A 15,690-nucleotide genomic window follows, 5' to 3' on the forward strand; every position below is an offset into this window, starting at 1 on the left:
TGGATGAAAATCATCATCCTCGGCGCAGGACAAGTCGGCGGTTCGCTGGCGGAACATCTGGCCAGCGAGGCCAACGACATCACCGTGGTCGACACCAACGGTGAACGCCTGCGCGACTTGGGCGACCGACTCGACATCCGCACCGTGCAGGGCCGCGGGTCGTTGCCGACGGTGCTGCGCCAGGCCGGCGCCGACGATGCCGACATGCTCGTGGCCGTGACCAACAGCGACGAAACCAACATGGTCGCCTGCCAGGTTGCCCACACCCTGTTCCACACCCCGACCAAGATCGCCCGGGTGCGCGAAGCGGCCTACCTGACCCGCGCCGACCTGTTCGACAACGAAGCGATCCCGGTGGATGTGCTGATCAGCCCCGAGCAGGTGGTGACCAACTATATCAAGCGTTTGATCGAGCACCCCGGCGCCCTGCAGGTGATCGACTTTGCCGAAGGCAAGGCCCAACTGGTGGCGGTCAAGGCCTACTACGGCGGGCCGCTGGTGGGCCAGCAACTGCGCCAGTTGCGCGAGCACATGCCGAATGTGGATACGCGGGTCGCGGCGATTTTCCGCCGGGACCGGCCGATCCTGCCCCAGGGCGATACGGTGATCGAAGCCGACGACGAAGTGTTTTTCATCGCCGCCAAAGCGAATATTCGCGCCGTGATGAGCGAAATGCGCCGTCTCGATGAGAACTACAAGCGCATCGTCATCGCTGGCGGCGGACAGATCGGCGAGCGCCTGGCCGAAGCCATCGAAAGCCGCTACCAGGTCAAGATCATCGAGATGAACCCGGCGCGCTGCCGCTACCTCTCCGACACCCTCGACAGCACCGTGGTGTTGCAGGGCAGTGCCTCGGACCGCGACCTGCTGCTGGAAGAAAACATCGCCGACGCCGACATCTTCCTGGCCCTGACCAACGACGACGAAGCCAACATCATGTCGTCGCTATTGGCCAAGCGCCTGGGGGCCAGGAAAGTGATGACCATCATCAACAACCCGGCCTACGTCGACCTGATCCAGGGCGGCGACATCGACATCGCCATCAGCCCGCAACTGGCAACCATTGGCACCTTGCTGGCCCACGTGCGCCGCGGCGACATCGTCAGCGTCCACTCCCTGCGCCGCGGCGCGGCCGAAGCCATCGAGGCGATTGCCCACGGCGATGCCAAATCCAGCAAAGTCATCGGCAAAGCCATTCGCGACATCGGCCTGCCGCCCGGCACCACCATCGGCGCGATCATCCGCGACGAAGAAGTCCTGATCGCCCACGACGACACCACGATCCAGACCGGCGACCATGTCATCCTCTTCCTGGTGGACAAGAAGCACATTCGCGACGTCGAGAAGCTGTTCCATGTGGGGTTGAGCTTCTTCTGAACACACGGCCCTGTGGCGAGGGAGCTTGCTCCCGCTGGCCTGCGAAGCAGGCCCTCTCTTGGCGGCTGCTTCGCACCCGAGCGGGAGCAAGCTCCCTCGCCACAGGAACAGAACGCAGGAGTTTCAAATGCTCGATTCCCTGGAAAAAATGCTCGCCAAGGGTGTGGATAACTCTCTGCTGCGCTTCGGCCTAGGCAAAGGCTACCTCGACCTCGGCGAATTCACCCGCGCCGCCGAACACTTCCAACGCTGCGTCGAACTCGACCCCAAATACTCAGCCGCCTGGAAACTACTGGGCAAGGCCCACCAAGGCCAAGGCGACCTACCGGCCGCCCGCCAAGCCTGGGAACAAGGCCTCGAAGCCGCCCGCGCCCACGGCGACAAACAGGCCGAGAAAGAGATGGCTGTGTTCCTCAAGAAACTGGATCGCCATCCCTGAATCCACACAAAAACAGCTTTTTGTGGCGAGGGAGCTTGCTCCCGCTTGAGTGCGAAGCACTCATATTCAATACCAGCCCCCCAAGCAAGCGACAGACAACTCCCTGTGGTGAGGGGATTCATCCCCGCCAGGCTGAAGCAGCCTCAAAACCCCAGCTCATGAGCTATCCCAATTCACGTATTGACATATCGAAAAATCTCGATATCCTCGCCGCATGGACCTACTCGAAATATTCAAAGCCCTCTCAAACCCGACACGTCTCCAAATCCTGAAAGGTTTGAAGGATCCGGCAAAGAACTTCCCCCCGCAGGATGAGGGTGACGTTCACACGGTCGGCGTCTGCGTCAGCAGTATCCAGGAAGGGATCGGCCTGTCGCAGTCAACGGTGTCCGGTTATCTGGCCACGTTGCAACGGGTGGGCCTGGTCGAAGTCAGGCGCATCGGCCAGTGGACCTATTACAAACGCAATGAAGCCACCATCAGTGCTCTCGCCGAGATCATTGGCAAAGACCTGTAGCGTTTTTTTACCACAAGATATCGAGATATTCCGATATCCCTTTTTATCGATACGAGGATTTACTATGAAAGCGATGATGCTTAAATCATTCGGCGGTCCTGAATCGTTCGAACTCCGCGACGTGCCCAAACCCGTTCCGCAAGCGGGACAAGTCCTGGTCCGCGTACACGCCACTTCCGTCAACCCGCTGGATTACCAGGTTCGACGCGGCGACTATCCCGACCTGGTGCCACTGCCGGCCATCACCGGCCACGACGTATCCGGCGTGGTCGAAGCCGTTGGGCCCGGTGTGACCACCTTTGCGCCTGGAGACGAAGTCTGGTACACCCCGCAAATATTTGAAGGGTCAGGCAGCTATGCCGAGTACCACGTCGCGGCCGAGAGCATTGTCGGGAAGAAACCGCCCGAGCTGAGCCATCTTGAGGCCGCAAGCCTGACCCTGGTGGGCGGGACGGTGTGGGAAGCGCTGGTGGTGCGCGCGGCGCTCAGGGTCGGGGAGAGCATTCTTGTCCATGGCGGCGCTGGAGGTGTCGGACATGTCGCGATCCAAGTGGCGAAAGCCATGGGCGCCCGGGTGTTCACCACTGTGCGCGAAGCAAACGCTGAGTTCGCCCGCAACTTGGGTGCCGACGTGATCATCGACTACGAGAAAGAAGATTATGTCGACGCTGTCCTCCGGGAAAGCGCTGGCCACGGCGTGGATGTCGTATTCGACACCATCGGCGGCAACACACTGTCCCGCAGCCCCGACGTCCTCGCGCAACTGGGCCGCGTCGTCTCGATCGTGGACATCGCCCAGCCACAAAACCTCGTCCAGGCCTGGGGCAAGAACGCGAGCTATCACTTTGTGTTCACCCGGCAAAACCGCGGCAAGCTCGATGAGCTGAGCGCATTGATAGCCCGCGGTCAGCTGCGCCCCCACGTCGGCGCCGTCTATTCGCTGGCCGACATTCCCCTGGCCCATGCCCGGTTGGAAAGCCCCAACAACGGTCTTCGAGGAAAAATCGCGATTGCCGTCGAGCCATCGCTCATTCCGTAAGTGCGGACTTTAACCAATTCAGAGGTGCGTCATGGTTTACGAAATCGCTGTGCTTCCTGTTTACAAAGAACGCATCGAAACGTTTCGACGTGCATTTGCCGAGGTCGCTCCATTGCTCACACGGGCCAAGGGTTACGGCGGCCACATGCTGGCGCAAGGGATCGAAACCCCCGAGCAGTTCAACCTGATCGTGCGGTGGCAATCGCTGGAAGACCACTCTCCGGGCTTCGAAGCGAGTGAAGACCATCGACTGTTCATGATGGGGTTGGAAGAATATTTTTCGGAGGAGCCGAGGGTTTACCATGTTGAAGGGGGCAGCTTTTAGGGCTGACGAAGGGGGGCAGAAAATAAATCCGTCCCCCTATTTTGTCCCCCTATTTTTTAGTAAAAATCGTAATAAAGCGCCCACTCCCCAGTTTCGTTGTGCTTCCAGAACATCAGGCTCCCACTGTCGACCACATTCAGATTGATCTTCGCGTCCGATGAGATCTGGAACACAAACTCGAAGCCTTCACCCGGATCAACACCCGACTGGCAAAACGAAGGGTAACCGCCGAACTTGTGTTCGTAGGTGTGGGTAACCAAGTCGTAATAGCTCTGTATCTTGCCCGCGCGTTCCAGCGTGAGGATTGCTTGCTCGAGGTCCTCCGGGACACCCCCGCCATCCCACAGTGGAAAGTCCTCCGGCACCGCTTGCGCTCTCAGTGGGAAGGGTTTGAGGAATGTATCTGCCACCGGCAAAGACTTGCGCACCAACACATCATCCGGTCCATATTCGCGGATGACCCAATTATTCCCCATAGGCTCAAAATGCTCGGGAAGCGGGTCTGAAATGAACACCGTCAATACACGAACCCCCGCCAGCAGCGGGCTATGGACGGGTAGGGCAGGCAGGTAAAACTGCGCATAGGGGAGCAACGGTTGCCCCGCCTGGTTGGTGGGCACCTCTTCATCAGGCCGGAACAGGAAGATGCTGCCCAGCCAGCTCTCTTCATCGGTCCCGGCAGGACGAAAACCGCCGGCAACAAGTTTCACGGCGGGGCGGGCCAGACGTTGCTTGATTTCCTGAATGTCCATGGCGATGTAGATCTTCCTTTTGCTACAGATGTAAGGGCCGCAGACTTGCAGTATCCGAGTGCCATCGATACCGGCTCGGCGTTGGTAAGCGGACGATATAATTCGAAGGCAAGGCGGACAAGCCGGCGGATTCGGGTTTAGTTGTAGGCCAAGGCACAACGATGGAAAAAGGGGAGGAATTTACTGACTGAAAATAAAGCTGTCCCCATTTTTCGCGCTGGCTGCACATCAACTGCAGCCGCTACCGTTCCGATCCATGGCCTGCATTTGTAAGCCACTGTATCCAGCGCCTTCGCAGACTCAAAACAACGCATAAACGCCGGTTCTCGAACATAGCCGGTATACATCCCCTTGCAAGAATGCTCCCCATCGAATCGCCATCGGACCCCGAATGGCGAGCCCTGACGTAAGGAGACCTTGCCATGAATACCCAATCCTACCGCCCTCAGGGCTGGCAGCTGTTCGGCCTGATCGCCGCCTTGGTGGTGGCGATGAGCATCGCGGCTGTCGCGGTACAACCCGACCTTGTCGAGGGCCTGCGCAGCGCCATCCGTGCCACCGCCCGCTCCTCCTTCGCACTGTTTCTGATCGCGTTCACCGCGTCGGCCTTTGCCGTACTGGTGCCGTCACCGCTCGCCAAGGCACTGGTCCGCGAGAGACGCTTCATCGGCCTCGCCTTTGCCTTCTCCCACCTGGTGCATGCCGTGCTGATCTACGCCTATGGGCAGCTCAACACCGAGTTCTGGCCGGCCCGCACCGTTGCCAACAACATCCCGGGCGGGACCGCCTACGCCTTCATCCTGCTGATGGCCCTCACCTCATTCAAAGGGCCCGCCCGACTGCTGGGCCCCAAGGCTTGGAAGGCATTGCATGTCACCGGCATGTGGGTCATCGCCGCTGTATTTGCCCTCTCCAACTTCAAACGTATCCCGATGAGCGACTGGTACGTGCTGCCTTTCGGCCTCATCTGCGCCGCCGTGGCGATCCGACTGGTGGGCAAGCTGGCCATGGCCAACAAACGCAGCCAAGCCAGGCAAGCGTCGATGCGCCGGGCAGCGGTCGCCTCTTGATCGTCTATCCAGGCGCGCCGCACGGCATACCGACACCCACAAGGACCGCCTCAACCACTTCCTGAGCAAGTAAGCCCATCGCACCCGCTCATGTGTCGGCCAGGACGGCACATAAGCACGGCATACCCATCAAAGAAAAGGAATGATCATGCGCACTATCAAATCGCTCTTGGCCGTCACCTTCACCGCTGCACTGGCCCTGACATCACTCCATAGCGCCGCCGCGCAACCCGACGCCGCCAAGCCCACCGTCGTGCTGGTGCATGGCGCCTTCGCCGAATCGTCCAGTTGGAATGGCGTTGCCACCCGGTTGCTGAACCAGGGCTACCCGGTGGTGGCAGCGGCTAACCCGCTGCGCGGCGTGAAGCAGGACGCCGATTATGTCGCTGACATCGTCGAGCACACCGCCGGCCCGGTGATCCTGGTGGGGCATTCCTACGGCGGAGCCGTGATCACCAACGCGGTGCACGACAACCCCCGGGTCAAGGCGCTGGTCTACGTGGCGGCGTTCGCGCCGGACAAAGGCGAAACCGCCATCGAACTGTCCGGGCGCTGCCCTGGCGGCACCCTTGGGCCGACCCTGGCCGCGCCGGTGCAGTTGGACGACGGCAATAAGGACCTTTACATCCAGCAGGACAAATTCGGCCAACAGTTTGCCGCCGACGTTCCCGCTGCCGAGTCCGCACTGATGGCCGCCACCCAACGTCCCATCAGCGAGGCTGCATTGAAGGAAGCGTCGGGAGAACCGGCCTGGAAAAAACTGCCGTCCTGGTTCATCTACGGTTCGGCGGACAAAAACATCCCCGAGGCCGCCCTGAAGTTCATGGCCGAACGCGCGGGCTCGAAAAAGACCGTCACCGTCCAAGGCGCCTCCCATGTGGTGATGACGTCCAATCCGGGGAAAGTGGCGGAGCTGATCATTGAAGCGGCGCAGGCCAGTTCCAAAGGCTGATCGCGCTAACCGGGTGAAAAGCACATTCGCGCCGTCGAGAAGCTGTTGCATGTGGGGTTGAGCTTCTTCTGACGACAACCTGTCTGGACCGGGGGACATGATTAACCCCGTGGCGAGGGAGCTTGCTCCCGCTTGAGTGCAAAGCACTCATAAAAAGCCCACCATGTCCCCAATGCCAGCCAATATACAACCCCCTGTGGCGAGGGGATTTAGCGAAACGTCGCTCTCGACACATAATTTGTCCCCCTATTCCGAAAGCCCTGTAGTCCATCTCCCAAGCTGTCATTGAGGTATTGAGCCTCCTACATCTGCGTGCTTAATTAGAAATCCAGACAAGCCGTTCTGGCCACAGCACATTTAGCGTTACGATCAAAAGGACTTGAATTTATGAAGCAGAACGGAATTGATTTACCCCCGACGCTGGTGAATGGCACGTGGCGTGGCTCTATAGGAGGATATTGGTCCTCGGACGGTATCATCATTGATGGTACTTATATATTCCCACCGCCTCAGCCGGACGTACTCACAGAAGATGATGATTTTTACATAGCTGATCTTATACGAACTCAAACCGGGCTGGATGACTTCACTTTCAATCTTAAAATTCTCGACAAAGCTATAAATCATAGAAACGCTTATGGCGCAATAAAAGACATATGGCAAATTGTCGAGCGGGAACGCGGTTGGGTAGCTCCCTACTGGCGTATAAATGACGTATTTTTCAAAAATAAAGCTATTTGCTTTAGTTTGGCTGATGCGCTTGAGAGAAGCGGCTTTACGTCGAGGGAAGCTATTATCGCCATCGCTCACTCAAAATACGCCCGCAGTACAACATTCAAATTGGAAACGCCCAAATTATCTGGAGGTACATTCAGCCCGGTTAAAGCACTTGCGCACTATTTATGGGGGAAGGGAGAGAAGCTTGAGGTCGATATAAATACTATTGGTTTACAAATAAGAGAGCACAAGCTCTCATTGTTGAAGCAGACTATCGAGAGCACTAAATCACCGGGTACGTATCATTTGGTGGACCCAAAGGTGGCTTACGACACCGGCAGGGACAGTCTTATCAGCGGTGCTTACCTTGGGCGAATCACGCTCCATGTTGAGGGTGATTTCACTCGCCACCAAGATACATCTTGGCAGTTTCTGGGAGCAGTCAAAGCCTACCATGACTTTTATGACTTCGATAAAAGCGATAGACCGCTCGCGCTTGAGCAACTAACTACGGCTGGCAGAGCCCTACCAGGGACCGGGTACGAAATAAATATTTCTGGCGAGCATAAAATTCACTTGATAGGAAAGGGCTTTCAGACTCCTAACTTCTAAACAGTAGTGCCATGGCAGTGGGCAACACTGTTGCCATGGCGCAAGGACAAAAAACATGAAGATAAGTCATTCTTTGTTTTTTTACTTGGCAAGTCTTTCAGCTACGCCAATAATCGGTGGCTACAATTTATGCTCTAACTTTGAGAGCGACTTGTATGCGGTCGAGCATGACACTATCGCTATCCCATTCACGGCAATTATTGGCACACTATTCCTATCGCTGCTAGTTCTAGTGCTGCAGCGACCCTATAGGTTAAGAAAATCTAGCAACATGGCCCGCACCCTTCCTGCAAAATTCGCAAGCGTCTTCGCCACTGTCGTAACGGCAGTCCTGTTGTTTGATAATCTAATCTACTGGTTACACCCCACCCATTTGCCAACTTTCTTGATATTTCTAATGGCTTCCTGTTTTTATACTTATTATCAGCTACAGCTTTATGGTATTGTAAATAAAGGCCCTGGTCATTAGGGGAAAACGCTAAAGGCGAAAAATACGAAAGGGGGATTTTTATATATACAGAACAGGCCGTCCGTCCATTTTTAGTTGTTTGCGGTCCATCGGTCAACGTCTCGCAGATCACCCTCACGGACAGCGAGCGCAACCTGTATTTTGGCGAGGCGAAAAGCGCTTACTATGAAGTCAACAGCAATGTCGTCGACGTCTACGACAAGATGCCGCCCCGACTCCCCGTGGCGAGGGAGCTTGCTCCCGTTTGAATATCAGGAAATAAATCTGTCACATTTCAAATGAGTTAAAGACATTACCCGAAAACCGCTTGTGATCGCTTGATGTAGTCAAGGAAGCTGATCCAGGGGGTTTGCACACTTTCCATATTGCAAACAGCGGGAATCTTCCAATTGCGTTTGTGCTTGTTCGCAGAAGGCTGAAACGCCTCATCCGTGACCAACTCACAGAAATGTAGCTTCGCGGTGGCAATGATATATAGATCGTTTTCATCGACCCCTGCGCCGTATTTGTCTTCTTCGACCTCAAGCAATCCCTTGATACGAAAGGCTTCCAACAGGATCGCCTCTGTCACGGGCATCGTTTGCAGACCTGCCTCCTTCAGCCAGGTCACGCACTCCGGTGCTTTGTGTCCAACTTCTTCGGCGGCAACCTCGGACATCCGAATCACACCTTGCGCCACTCGATCCGTCATCCATGCCCAAAGACCCGGAAACTGCGCGATAGGGTAGTTATCCCATGCGTAGAGCATGGATGAGGCATCAAACACCTGCATAGAAGCGTTCCAGCTTGTGCAGGTCCGAGATCTTAAGGTTGTCGAGATAGCTGCTTGCCTTGGCGAGAGTGATACGACGAGCGTTCATGGCTTCCAGCACTGTACGCACGTAACCATCGCCAAAAATGTGCCGGGGTTCGCGATTGCGGTGCTCTCGGCTGCCACCCTCTTTTTCAGGCATCACTCGTTGCTTGTTCCACCGTCGGTATGCGGCATAGGCTTCGCTTGGCAAACGTCCGGCATCCATCAGACGCCGTAGGATCATCTCGCCGCTCACACCCCACGCCCTGCGTTGTGGTTCCAGCCAGCCATCAAATTCGGCCGCCTCAACAGGGCGCTCATTGTCATGAATGCTTAATAGAAACTGATCGGGGACCAACAGATGGCCGGCAAAGGCATTCGCCTCTTGCTCTTCATCGTCCGCCGAATACAAATCCTCTTCATCGTCAATTGAGCTTGCCCGATGAATAAGTAGGTGCCCTAACTCATGCATCAACGTGAAGCTTTGGCGGGTATCTGCATCCTGCTTCTTGATGACGATTACCGGGCATTCAGGGTCGTAGAGTGAAAAACCGAGGATCGGGCTTTCCTTCGCAATCTGCCATTTACCGTTGTAGCCATTGCTGCGGAAGACCAACAGGCCGCGCGCTTCGATGGCCTTACGATAACTGTCGAAATTGTTACGGTTCGCCAGCCCCAGCCATTCACGCACACGGCTGGCCGCATCGGGGATGCTCAGGCCTGCGAGGTCGGGCGGCGAGAAGCGCACGACCTCCGTCGGTTCAAGCTCCTCACGCAGTGCAAGGAACACTGCGCGCTGACGCTCCACTCGCTCAACCAGCAGCTTCAGGCGGTGCGAAAGTTCCGGTTTCTGATTGCTCAAGGTGCGGAACTGCGGCGAGTGCACCTTTGCCTCGTTGACCGGCCCTGGCTCCATGAAAAACAAGGTACCTCGCCCGAAAACGGCCGCCAGCTTACGCAGCTGGTTGAAGGTCAGCCCTGTCTCGCCGGCCATCACTTTTTCAAAGCTGGCAGGTGCTATACCGATCTCACGGGCGAGCTCGTCCCGCGTCATACCGTGATCGGTACAACACCAGTCTATCCGCGCGAGATTGATTGATTGGATACGTTCCATGATTTGAGTATATAGACGGTGTGTACCGGTGAACATGAGCCACCAAAGCTAGCTGCCGAAAGTTTGATGCGGCCGGGCCTATGACTTTCCCGAGGGGAGCTAGCATGCCTGAGTGTCATCGATGCCGGCTCGGCCAGTGTTAAGGAAACGATAGAGCCCGAGGGCAAGGCTGAAAAGCCGGCGGATTCTGGTGCGGTTGTAGGCAAAGGCGCAAGGATATGTGGCCTGGAGGTGCGATGGTCAGGCCCTGGCTTGACTCTCAGAAGGTGGAGAAGCAGGAGCAAGCATCCACGCGAATGTTATTGAAGGGGGACACCCCTTGAATATAGACCTGTCTCTTGTCGCCGAGCAGCCCCAATCACTCCTGCGCCTCACCCCCCAACCGACTCCGCCGCACCGCCATAATCTGCGGAATCTTCTCCTCGATCCAATTCACCATCACCTCAAGATGCTCAGCCGCCTCCCGCCCCAACGGCGTCAAGCGGTACTCCACATGCGGTGGCACCACCGGCAGCGACTTGCGGTCGACCAACCCATCCGCCTCAAGCTCCTGCAACGTCTGCGACAGCATCTTCTCACTGACCCCGCCGATCTTGCGGCGCAGCTCGCTGAAGCGGTGCATCCCGCCCAGCAAAATGACCAGCACCAGCACGCCCCAGCGACTGGTCATGTGCTTGAGGATCTCCCGAGAAGGGCAATCGGCGCTCAGTACATCGCCGCGTCGAACAGCGGCGCTAAACGGCTCGGAGATTTCGGTGGTGATGTCCACGATACTTACCTTTATGTACGTACTTACAAAAAGTTACTTAGGGCCCTAGGATGACTTCACCTCCTTTTCCCATCAAGGTATTTGTCATGATCGCCATCACCGGAGCCTCCGGCCAACTGGGCCGTCTCGTTATCCAGTCCCTGCTTGAACGCGTGCCAGCCGAGCAAATCGTCGCCCTGGTCAGAGACCCCGGCAAGGTCCAGGACCTGGCCGCCCAGGGCGTGGTGGTACGCACCGCCGACTACAACCAACCGGCCACATTGACTGCCGCGCTCAAAGGCGTCGATAAACTGCTGTTGATCTCCTCCAACGAACTGGGCAGCCGCGCCGCCCAACACCGCGCCGTGATCGATGCCGCCAAGGCCGCGGGTATCACGCTCCTGGCCTACACCAGCGTCCTGCACGCCGACACCTCCATCCTGGGCTTGGCCGCTGAACATCGCGATACCGAAGCAGCCTTGAAAGCCTCGGGCGTGCCCCACGTATTACTGCGCAACGGCTGGTACAGCGAAAACTACCTGGCGAACGTACCGAGCGCCGTGGAACATGGCGTCCTGCTCGGCAGCGCCGGCGAGGGCCGAATCAGCTCCGCCCCCCGTGCCGACTACGCCCAAGCCGCGGCGGTGGTGCTAACTACTGAAGGGCAGGCGGGCAAAGTCTATGAACTGGCGGGGGATAGCAGCTACACCTTGACTGAGCTGGCTGCGTTAATCAGCCAGAAAACCGGTAAGCCGGTGGTTTATCAGAACCTGCCGCAGGCTGAGTTTGAGGCGGTGTTGATCAGTGTCGGGTTGCCGGCGGGGTTGGCGGCGTTGCTGGCGGATTCAGATGCGGCGGCGGCGAAAGGGGCGTTGTTTGATGAGAGTGGGGTGTTGGGGCGGTTGATTGGGCGGGGGACTACTTCGGTTGGGGAGTCTTTGGGTTAAGTGGCCAAGCTCGCTCCGCTGGGGGAGTGTTGATCCGATCAGTCGGGTTAATGTCGACCAGCGTCTTTCTGAACTGTGTCCCTTTTTTTGCTACATTTTTCCGAAATCAATCTCGAAACTAAACCTGATCCTCAGCAGGCGCCTGCTGTGTGCTGAGCTGCTCAGTAATGAGCTTGGACAATAGGGTATGCAGTGGCGTCAAGTCGACAGGGCCTTGCTTCAAAGACTCATCTACGTGCCGGAGGGCAACAACGTACTCGTCGCGATCGCGACAGATCAGTTCAGGGAGGATAGTAGTCCCCGGTAGCCAGCCCCCAACCTTTACACACAGTACGAAATAGCACGCAGCTCTGGCCGTCCGACCGTTGCCATTGATGAAGGGATGAATGTGATTAAGCCGCCACAGCACGTACGCCGCGAGCGTCACGGGGTCGGACTGCTCCCAAATCCTGTTTACCATGTTTACAAAGTCGTCCATGAGCGCCTCAACCCGGTAGTGCTCGGGAGGCAAGTGGTTGCCCACGACGACTTGACAAGGACGGTACTCACCGGCGTTGGTGTGCAGGCAAGTAATCGCGTGAAAATTCAGTGCTTTGATGATGTGGTTCGATAGAAAAGCGCGGTCCACAGCCAGTGCAGCGCCGACTATGGACCGTAGGAAGTCGTACTGCCGATTACCATTGGAAACTTCCAGCTCCTGGTAGATCGGATGTTGCTCTGTGTTACCGCACAGCTCGAAGAGGATCAACGTTTAGCCCCTTCGGCTCCTTCCTGCTCAAGGATTAGCTTGCGAACCTGCTCGCGAGTAACCCCATTTTTCGAGCTTACAGATCCGTACACGAATGAGACTCGCTGCTCCAGCAGTTCAGAGGCTGTCTGCTTGTGCTGTGATGCCCCCTGGAGCGCGGATAACAGTCCTGGATCTGTCTTCAAATCCAAGAAATTCTTAGCCATGATTTCTCCCTTGCATTGGTGGACCCTTCAATTTTGACACCGGCCTCTGCCATGTGTGCCCTTTATATATCGACCGCAACAGTGAATAGCGCAAGAAAATTTACGTTCATCGCTCAACGCGCTGGCGCTAAGGGGATCCAGTGGTCGGTGGGCCGTGAGTGTAGCCTGTTCTCACGAGGTCCAGCTGCACGAGCCGTACCTGTCGTCGAATCGTTCCTTCGACTGGTACCCTCGTGGGCCTTGAGAGACAGTTCAGTAACTGGACAAAAGGGGGAGAGATCAACCGGAGCTGTTGGAGTTTACGGCTGGATTCCACAGTTGGATTTGGCCCAGAGGTGGCTATGTGATAGGCAGTAGCTTTAGCAATGCAGAATTGCGAGCTTCCGCCTTTTGCGGTCAGAGAAATCGAAATCCAACGGAAGAAATTAGGGATGGACCACATTTGAGTACTTCGGTCCGTCTCATAATCGTGGTCTGTCCCCGTTTTCTCGCTAAAAATAAATGTGTCCTCTTTTATGTTTTTTTGGCTGAAATTAAAAAACAGAAAAAGAGCATTTACCAGCTCTAAGCTGACCCCAGTATCCTACAAATTTTAGCTAGGGCTTGCCATTTAGTTAAAGGACGTGTTATGCCTAAACAGAAGTAATGGCGCAGAGCCATGATTCTGAACTGTTCTTGAACGACATCTGAAAATGGAGGGATCTGTGGCGATCAATTTTCATAGGGATGCAAGGCCCGCGTTTGATGCTGCTCAAGATTTAACTAGAGATGGCGCAACGCCAGTCCTCGAGTTGCTGTCAGAGGGTTTTCAAATAACTTGGTTCCGCGAAAGTTCTTTGAACGTCTGGCTAGCTATTGTCAAGCCAACTGCCGAGGTAGCCAATCATTTTGGACTTCGACAAGAGTGTTTTGTCATCGGCAACGGCTATTCGTCCGATTTTCATCAAAGGACTTTAAATCTCTCTCCACCGGTAAATCTTATTGAGCGACTCGATAGCACTGTCAGATTGGTCGCCTCAGATGCTCCAATTGCCGATGCTTTTTGCGCCGCATGGGCACAAAGAAACAGATCGACTATTGTTTTAATACGGATGCAAGGATTAGAAGTCGCGCCTTCAGCCAAAGAGCGCTTGTATTCACTCTTGAGCACTTCCTTATGGCGCCGCGACTTTTTTGCAGAAGCGGAGCCAGTTCGTGACCCAAGTGAATTTTTTGGCCGTCAGCTAGTTGTAAATGAGTTGCTTGCCAAGGTCCTAAACGGATCACCTGTTGCAGTTTTTGGTCTTAGAAAGATAGGAAAAAGTTCGCTGTTAGGGCGATTAGAAGATCTTCTCATTGATGACGATTCGGCCATAACCGCCACGGCATTTCTGCGGGGTAATACTACATCACTCACAGCGGGGCGATGGTGGCATTTGGCACAGACATTAGTCCAAACATGGCAGTCTAAACTCCAGCAATTAGCAAGAGACTTAGGCTCAAAAATACATGCTAAAGCGGAGAAGTTGAATAGCCTTATATCCAAGCGAACGAGCGATGAGCGGCTGCTTGCAGATGCATTTGAAAAAGATATTGCGTCACTTTTGAAATCTGCGAGGGCCCTAAAGACCGCGACAGGAAAAGAGTCAGTGCGGTTAGTCTTTATTCTTGACGAGTGCGATTATCTTTACCCGCATTTAGCAAAAGACGGTTTTTGGCGAACTGATTTTTTTTCATTCTGGAATACACTCCAGTCAATAAAACGGGGTCTCGATTCGCCTGCGGAGCTCGTATATCTGCTTGGTGGCGTAAACCCTTCGGGCGTAGAGCAGGGGGCGTTAGAGGATCAGCCAAATCCCTTGTATGAAATGCAACGTATGTACCTAGGCCCAATGACTCAGCCCGAAGCTAACTCTTTACTGACTGGCCTAGGCGTTCGTATGGGACTGCTTTTTGAATCAGAGGCGCTTGATAAAGTTTACGAATTAGTAGGTGGGCATCCACTTTTGTTACGAAGACTCGGAACTGCAGTTCATGATCTATTTCCTGACCGCTCATCAAAAAAACAAATTGAAAAGAGAGATATCGATAGGGCGTTTGAGCGGCGTAAGAGAGATCTTTTCAATCAGGTGGCTTGGTTTCTAGAGCATTTGGGTAAGGTGGCACCGGATGAAGAGCGATTGCTTCGGGATATTGCGATGGGAGGAGCGCAGGCCTATGCAGAAATTTGGGGGGACGATGAGTTCAGGGAGACCTTCGCTTACCATTTACAACGGTACGGACTTATTGAGTTTCACAATGAACTTCCAGAAGTATCTCTTTCTTTAATTCGTGAGGCGTTGCAGAAACCTGCTGCTAGTGAATACGTGGAGCAGAAGCGCCAGTTGAAGGATGCCATTGAATCAATAGAGGTGGCCGTGCGTATTCGCCTAAAAGTTGATTTAGAGAAAGATAGGCTTCCATTTGAAGCTGTAAGTTGTGCGGTTAACGCAATCCCTTCAGACGCAAAAAATAGAGCTCTCTCACGTCAAGACCTTCTAGACTTGGGCGATCTGGCAGGGATAGGTGCGGTCCTTGATTCTTTGAACTGGGGAGATTACGAAATTTTGCTGGACAAATTCTACGAGCAAATAGATTGGACAGGAGAAAGTTTAACTAAGGAAGAGCGGCTGCTCACCGTCAAGGCATCATTCGCGGATGCCCATCTCGTTCGGCACAATAACGATCACATGCTTAGGACAATGATCGAGCAGAAAGGTTATCACAACGTCTATGAGCGTTTTAGGATGGTTAGGGAAATGCTTTCTGCGTAACAAGTTGGCGTTTAAGGAATAGAGGGGAGCATTATCTGTGTGTTCGAAATTGTTCCAGCTCCTCGGACTGCAC

16 protein-coding genes are annotated in these 15,690 nt (G+C 55.2%); 10 read left to right on the plus strand and 6 right to left on the minus strand.

Translation table 11 applies throughout. The features are described 5' to 3' along the window. The first annotated feature begins 3 nt into the window (after positions 1–3). The 5 genes from trkA (at position 4) to BLT00_RS19350 (ending at position 3,697) form a co-directional block, all read left to right on the plus strand. Positions 4–1,377, plus strand: coding sequence for a Trk system potassium transporter TrkA (trkA, locus tag BLT00_RS19330; protein WP_063323586.1), 1,374 nt, complete (start codon positions 4–6; stop codon positions 1,375–1,377). Positions 1,378–1,504: 127 nt separating this feature from the next. Beyond that, positions 1,505–1,816, plus strand: coding sequence for a tetratricopeptide repeat protein (locus BLT00_RS19335; protein ID WP_092148831.1), 312 nt, complete (start codon positions 1,505–1,507; stop codon positions 1,814–1,816). A gap of 214 nt (positions 1,817–2,030) precedes the next feature. After that, the gene (locus tag BLT00_RS19340) at positions 2,031–2,333 is read left to right on the plus strand and encodes an ArsR/SmtB family transcription factor (protein ID WP_003177098.1); all 303 of its coding nucleotides are present in this window, start codon (positions 2,031–2,033) and stop codon (positions 2,331–2,333) included. 64 nt (positions 2,334–2,397) lie between these two features. Next, the gene (locus tag BLT00_RS19345) at positions 2,398–3,372 is read left to right on the plus strand and encodes a zinc-dependent alcohol dehydrogenase family protein (RefSeq protein ID WP_092148828.1); all 975 of its coding nucleotides are present in this window, start codon (positions 2,398–2,400) and stop codon (positions 3,370–3,372) included. A 31-nt stretch (positions 3,373–3,403) separates the two neighbouring features. Further along, positions 3,404–3,697 carry an antibiotic biosynthesis monooxygenase family protein gene (locus tag BLT00_RS19350; protein WP_092148825.1) on the plus strand — a complete coding sequence of 98 codons (294 nt, stop codon included), beginning with the start codon at positions 3,404–3,406 and terminating at the stop codon, positions 3,695–3,697. Between the two features lie 56 nt (positions 3,698–3,753). Here BLT00_RS19350 and BLT00_RS19355 read toward each other — a convergent pair whose 3' ends face one another. Next, on the minus strand, positions 3,754–4,449 hold the full coding sequence (locus tag BLT00_RS19355) for a DUF1963 domain-containing protein (RefSeq protein ID WP_092148822.1): 696 nt from the start codon (positions 4,447–4,449) through the stop codon (positions 3,754–3,756). 422 nt (positions 4,450–4,871) lie between these two features. Here BLT00_RS19355 and BLT00_RS19360 point away from each other — a divergent pair, with 422 nt between their 5' ends. From BLT00_RS19360 to BLT00_RS19370, 3 genes are all read left to right on the plus strand, one after another. Next, on the plus strand, positions 4,872–5,519 hold the full coding sequence (locus BLT00_RS19360) for a ferric reductase-like transmembrane domain-containing protein (RefSeq protein WP_092148819.1): 648 nt from the start codon (positions 4,872–4,874) through the stop codon (positions 5,517–5,519). A 148-nt stretch (positions 5,520–5,667) separates the two neighbouring features. Then, entirely contained in the window at positions 5,668–6,471 is an 804-nt protein-coding gene (locus BLT00_RS19365; protein ID WP_092148961.1) for an alpha/beta fold hydrolase, read from the plus strand. 387 nt (positions 6,472–6,858) lie between these two features. Then, on the plus strand, positions 6,859–7,800 hold the full coding sequence (locus BLT00_RS19370) for a lipid II-degrading bacteriocin (RefSeq protein WP_092148816.1): 942 nt from the start codon (positions 6,859–6,861) through the stop codon (positions 7,798–7,800). A 761-nt stretch (positions 7,801–8,561) separates the two neighbouring features. Here BLT00_RS19370 and BLT00_RS19380 read toward each other — a convergent pair. From BLT00_RS19380 to BLT00_RS19390, 3 genes are all read right to left on the minus strand, one after another. Beyond that, positions 8,562–9,041, minus strand: a complete 480-nt coding sequence (locus tag BLT00_RS19380; protein WP_092148810.1) for a DUF4411 family protein — start codon at positions 9,039–9,041, stop codon at positions 8,562–8,564. Next, positions 9,028–10,176 (minus strand): helix-turn-helix domain-containing protein, encoded by a 1,149-nt coding sequence (locus BLT00_RS19385; protein WP_092148807.1) that lies wholly within the window; start codon positions 10,174–10,176, stop codon positions 9,028–9,030. The genes BLT00_RS19380 and BLT00_RS19385 overlap by 14 nt, the downstream gene beginning before the upstream one ends. A gap of 358 nt (positions 10,177–10,534) precedes the next feature. Further along, on the minus strand, positions 10,535–10,945 hold the full coding sequence (locus BLT00_RS19390) for a winged helix-turn-helix transcriptional regulator (protein WP_256572781.1): 411 nt from the start codon (positions 10,943–10,945) through the stop codon (positions 10,535–10,537). A gap of 86 nt (positions 10,946–11,031) precedes the next feature. Here BLT00_RS19390 and BLT00_RS19395 point away from each other — a divergent pair, with 86 nt between their 5' ends. Then, entirely contained in the window at positions 11,032–11,871 is an 840-nt protein-coding gene (locus BLT00_RS19395) for an SDR family oxidoreductase (RefSeq protein ID WP_092148804.1), read from the plus strand. Between the two features lie 118 nt (positions 11,872–11,989). Here BLT00_RS19395 and BLT00_RS19400 read toward each other — a convergent pair whose 3' ends face one another. Together BLT00_RS19400 and BLT00_RS19405 are read right to left on the minus strand one after the other, a co-directional pair. Beyond that, on the minus strand, positions 11,990–12,619 hold the full coding sequence (locus tag BLT00_RS19400; RefSeq protein WP_092148801.1) for a Fic family protein: 630 nt from the start codon (positions 12,617–12,619) through the stop codon (positions 11,990–11,992). Then, entirely contained in the window at positions 12,616–12,825 is a 210-nt protein-coding gene (locus BLT00_RS19405; RefSeq protein WP_092148798.1) for a hypothetical protein, read from the minus strand. The genes BLT00_RS19400 and BLT00_RS19405 overlap by 4 nt, the downstream gene beginning before the upstream one ends. A 704-nt stretch (positions 12,826–13,529) precedes the next feature. On the opposite strand from BLT00_RS19405, the gene BLT00_RS31915 reads away from it, so the two are divergent. Continuing rightward, the gene (locus BLT00_RS31915) at positions 13,530–15,617 is read left to right on the plus strand and encodes an nSTAND1 domain-containing NTPase (RefSeq protein WP_175456250.1); all 2,088 of its coding nucleotides are present in this window, start codon (positions 13,530–13,532) and stop codon (positions 15,615–15,617) included. Positions 15,618–15,690 lie beyond the last annotated feature (73 nt).

Source organism: Pseudomonas sp. NFACC51 (genome assembly GCF_900103575.1).
GTDB lineage: Bacteria > Pseudomonadota > Gammaproteobacteria > Pseudomonadales > Pseudomonadaceae > Aquipseudomonas > Aquipseudomonas fluorescens_Q.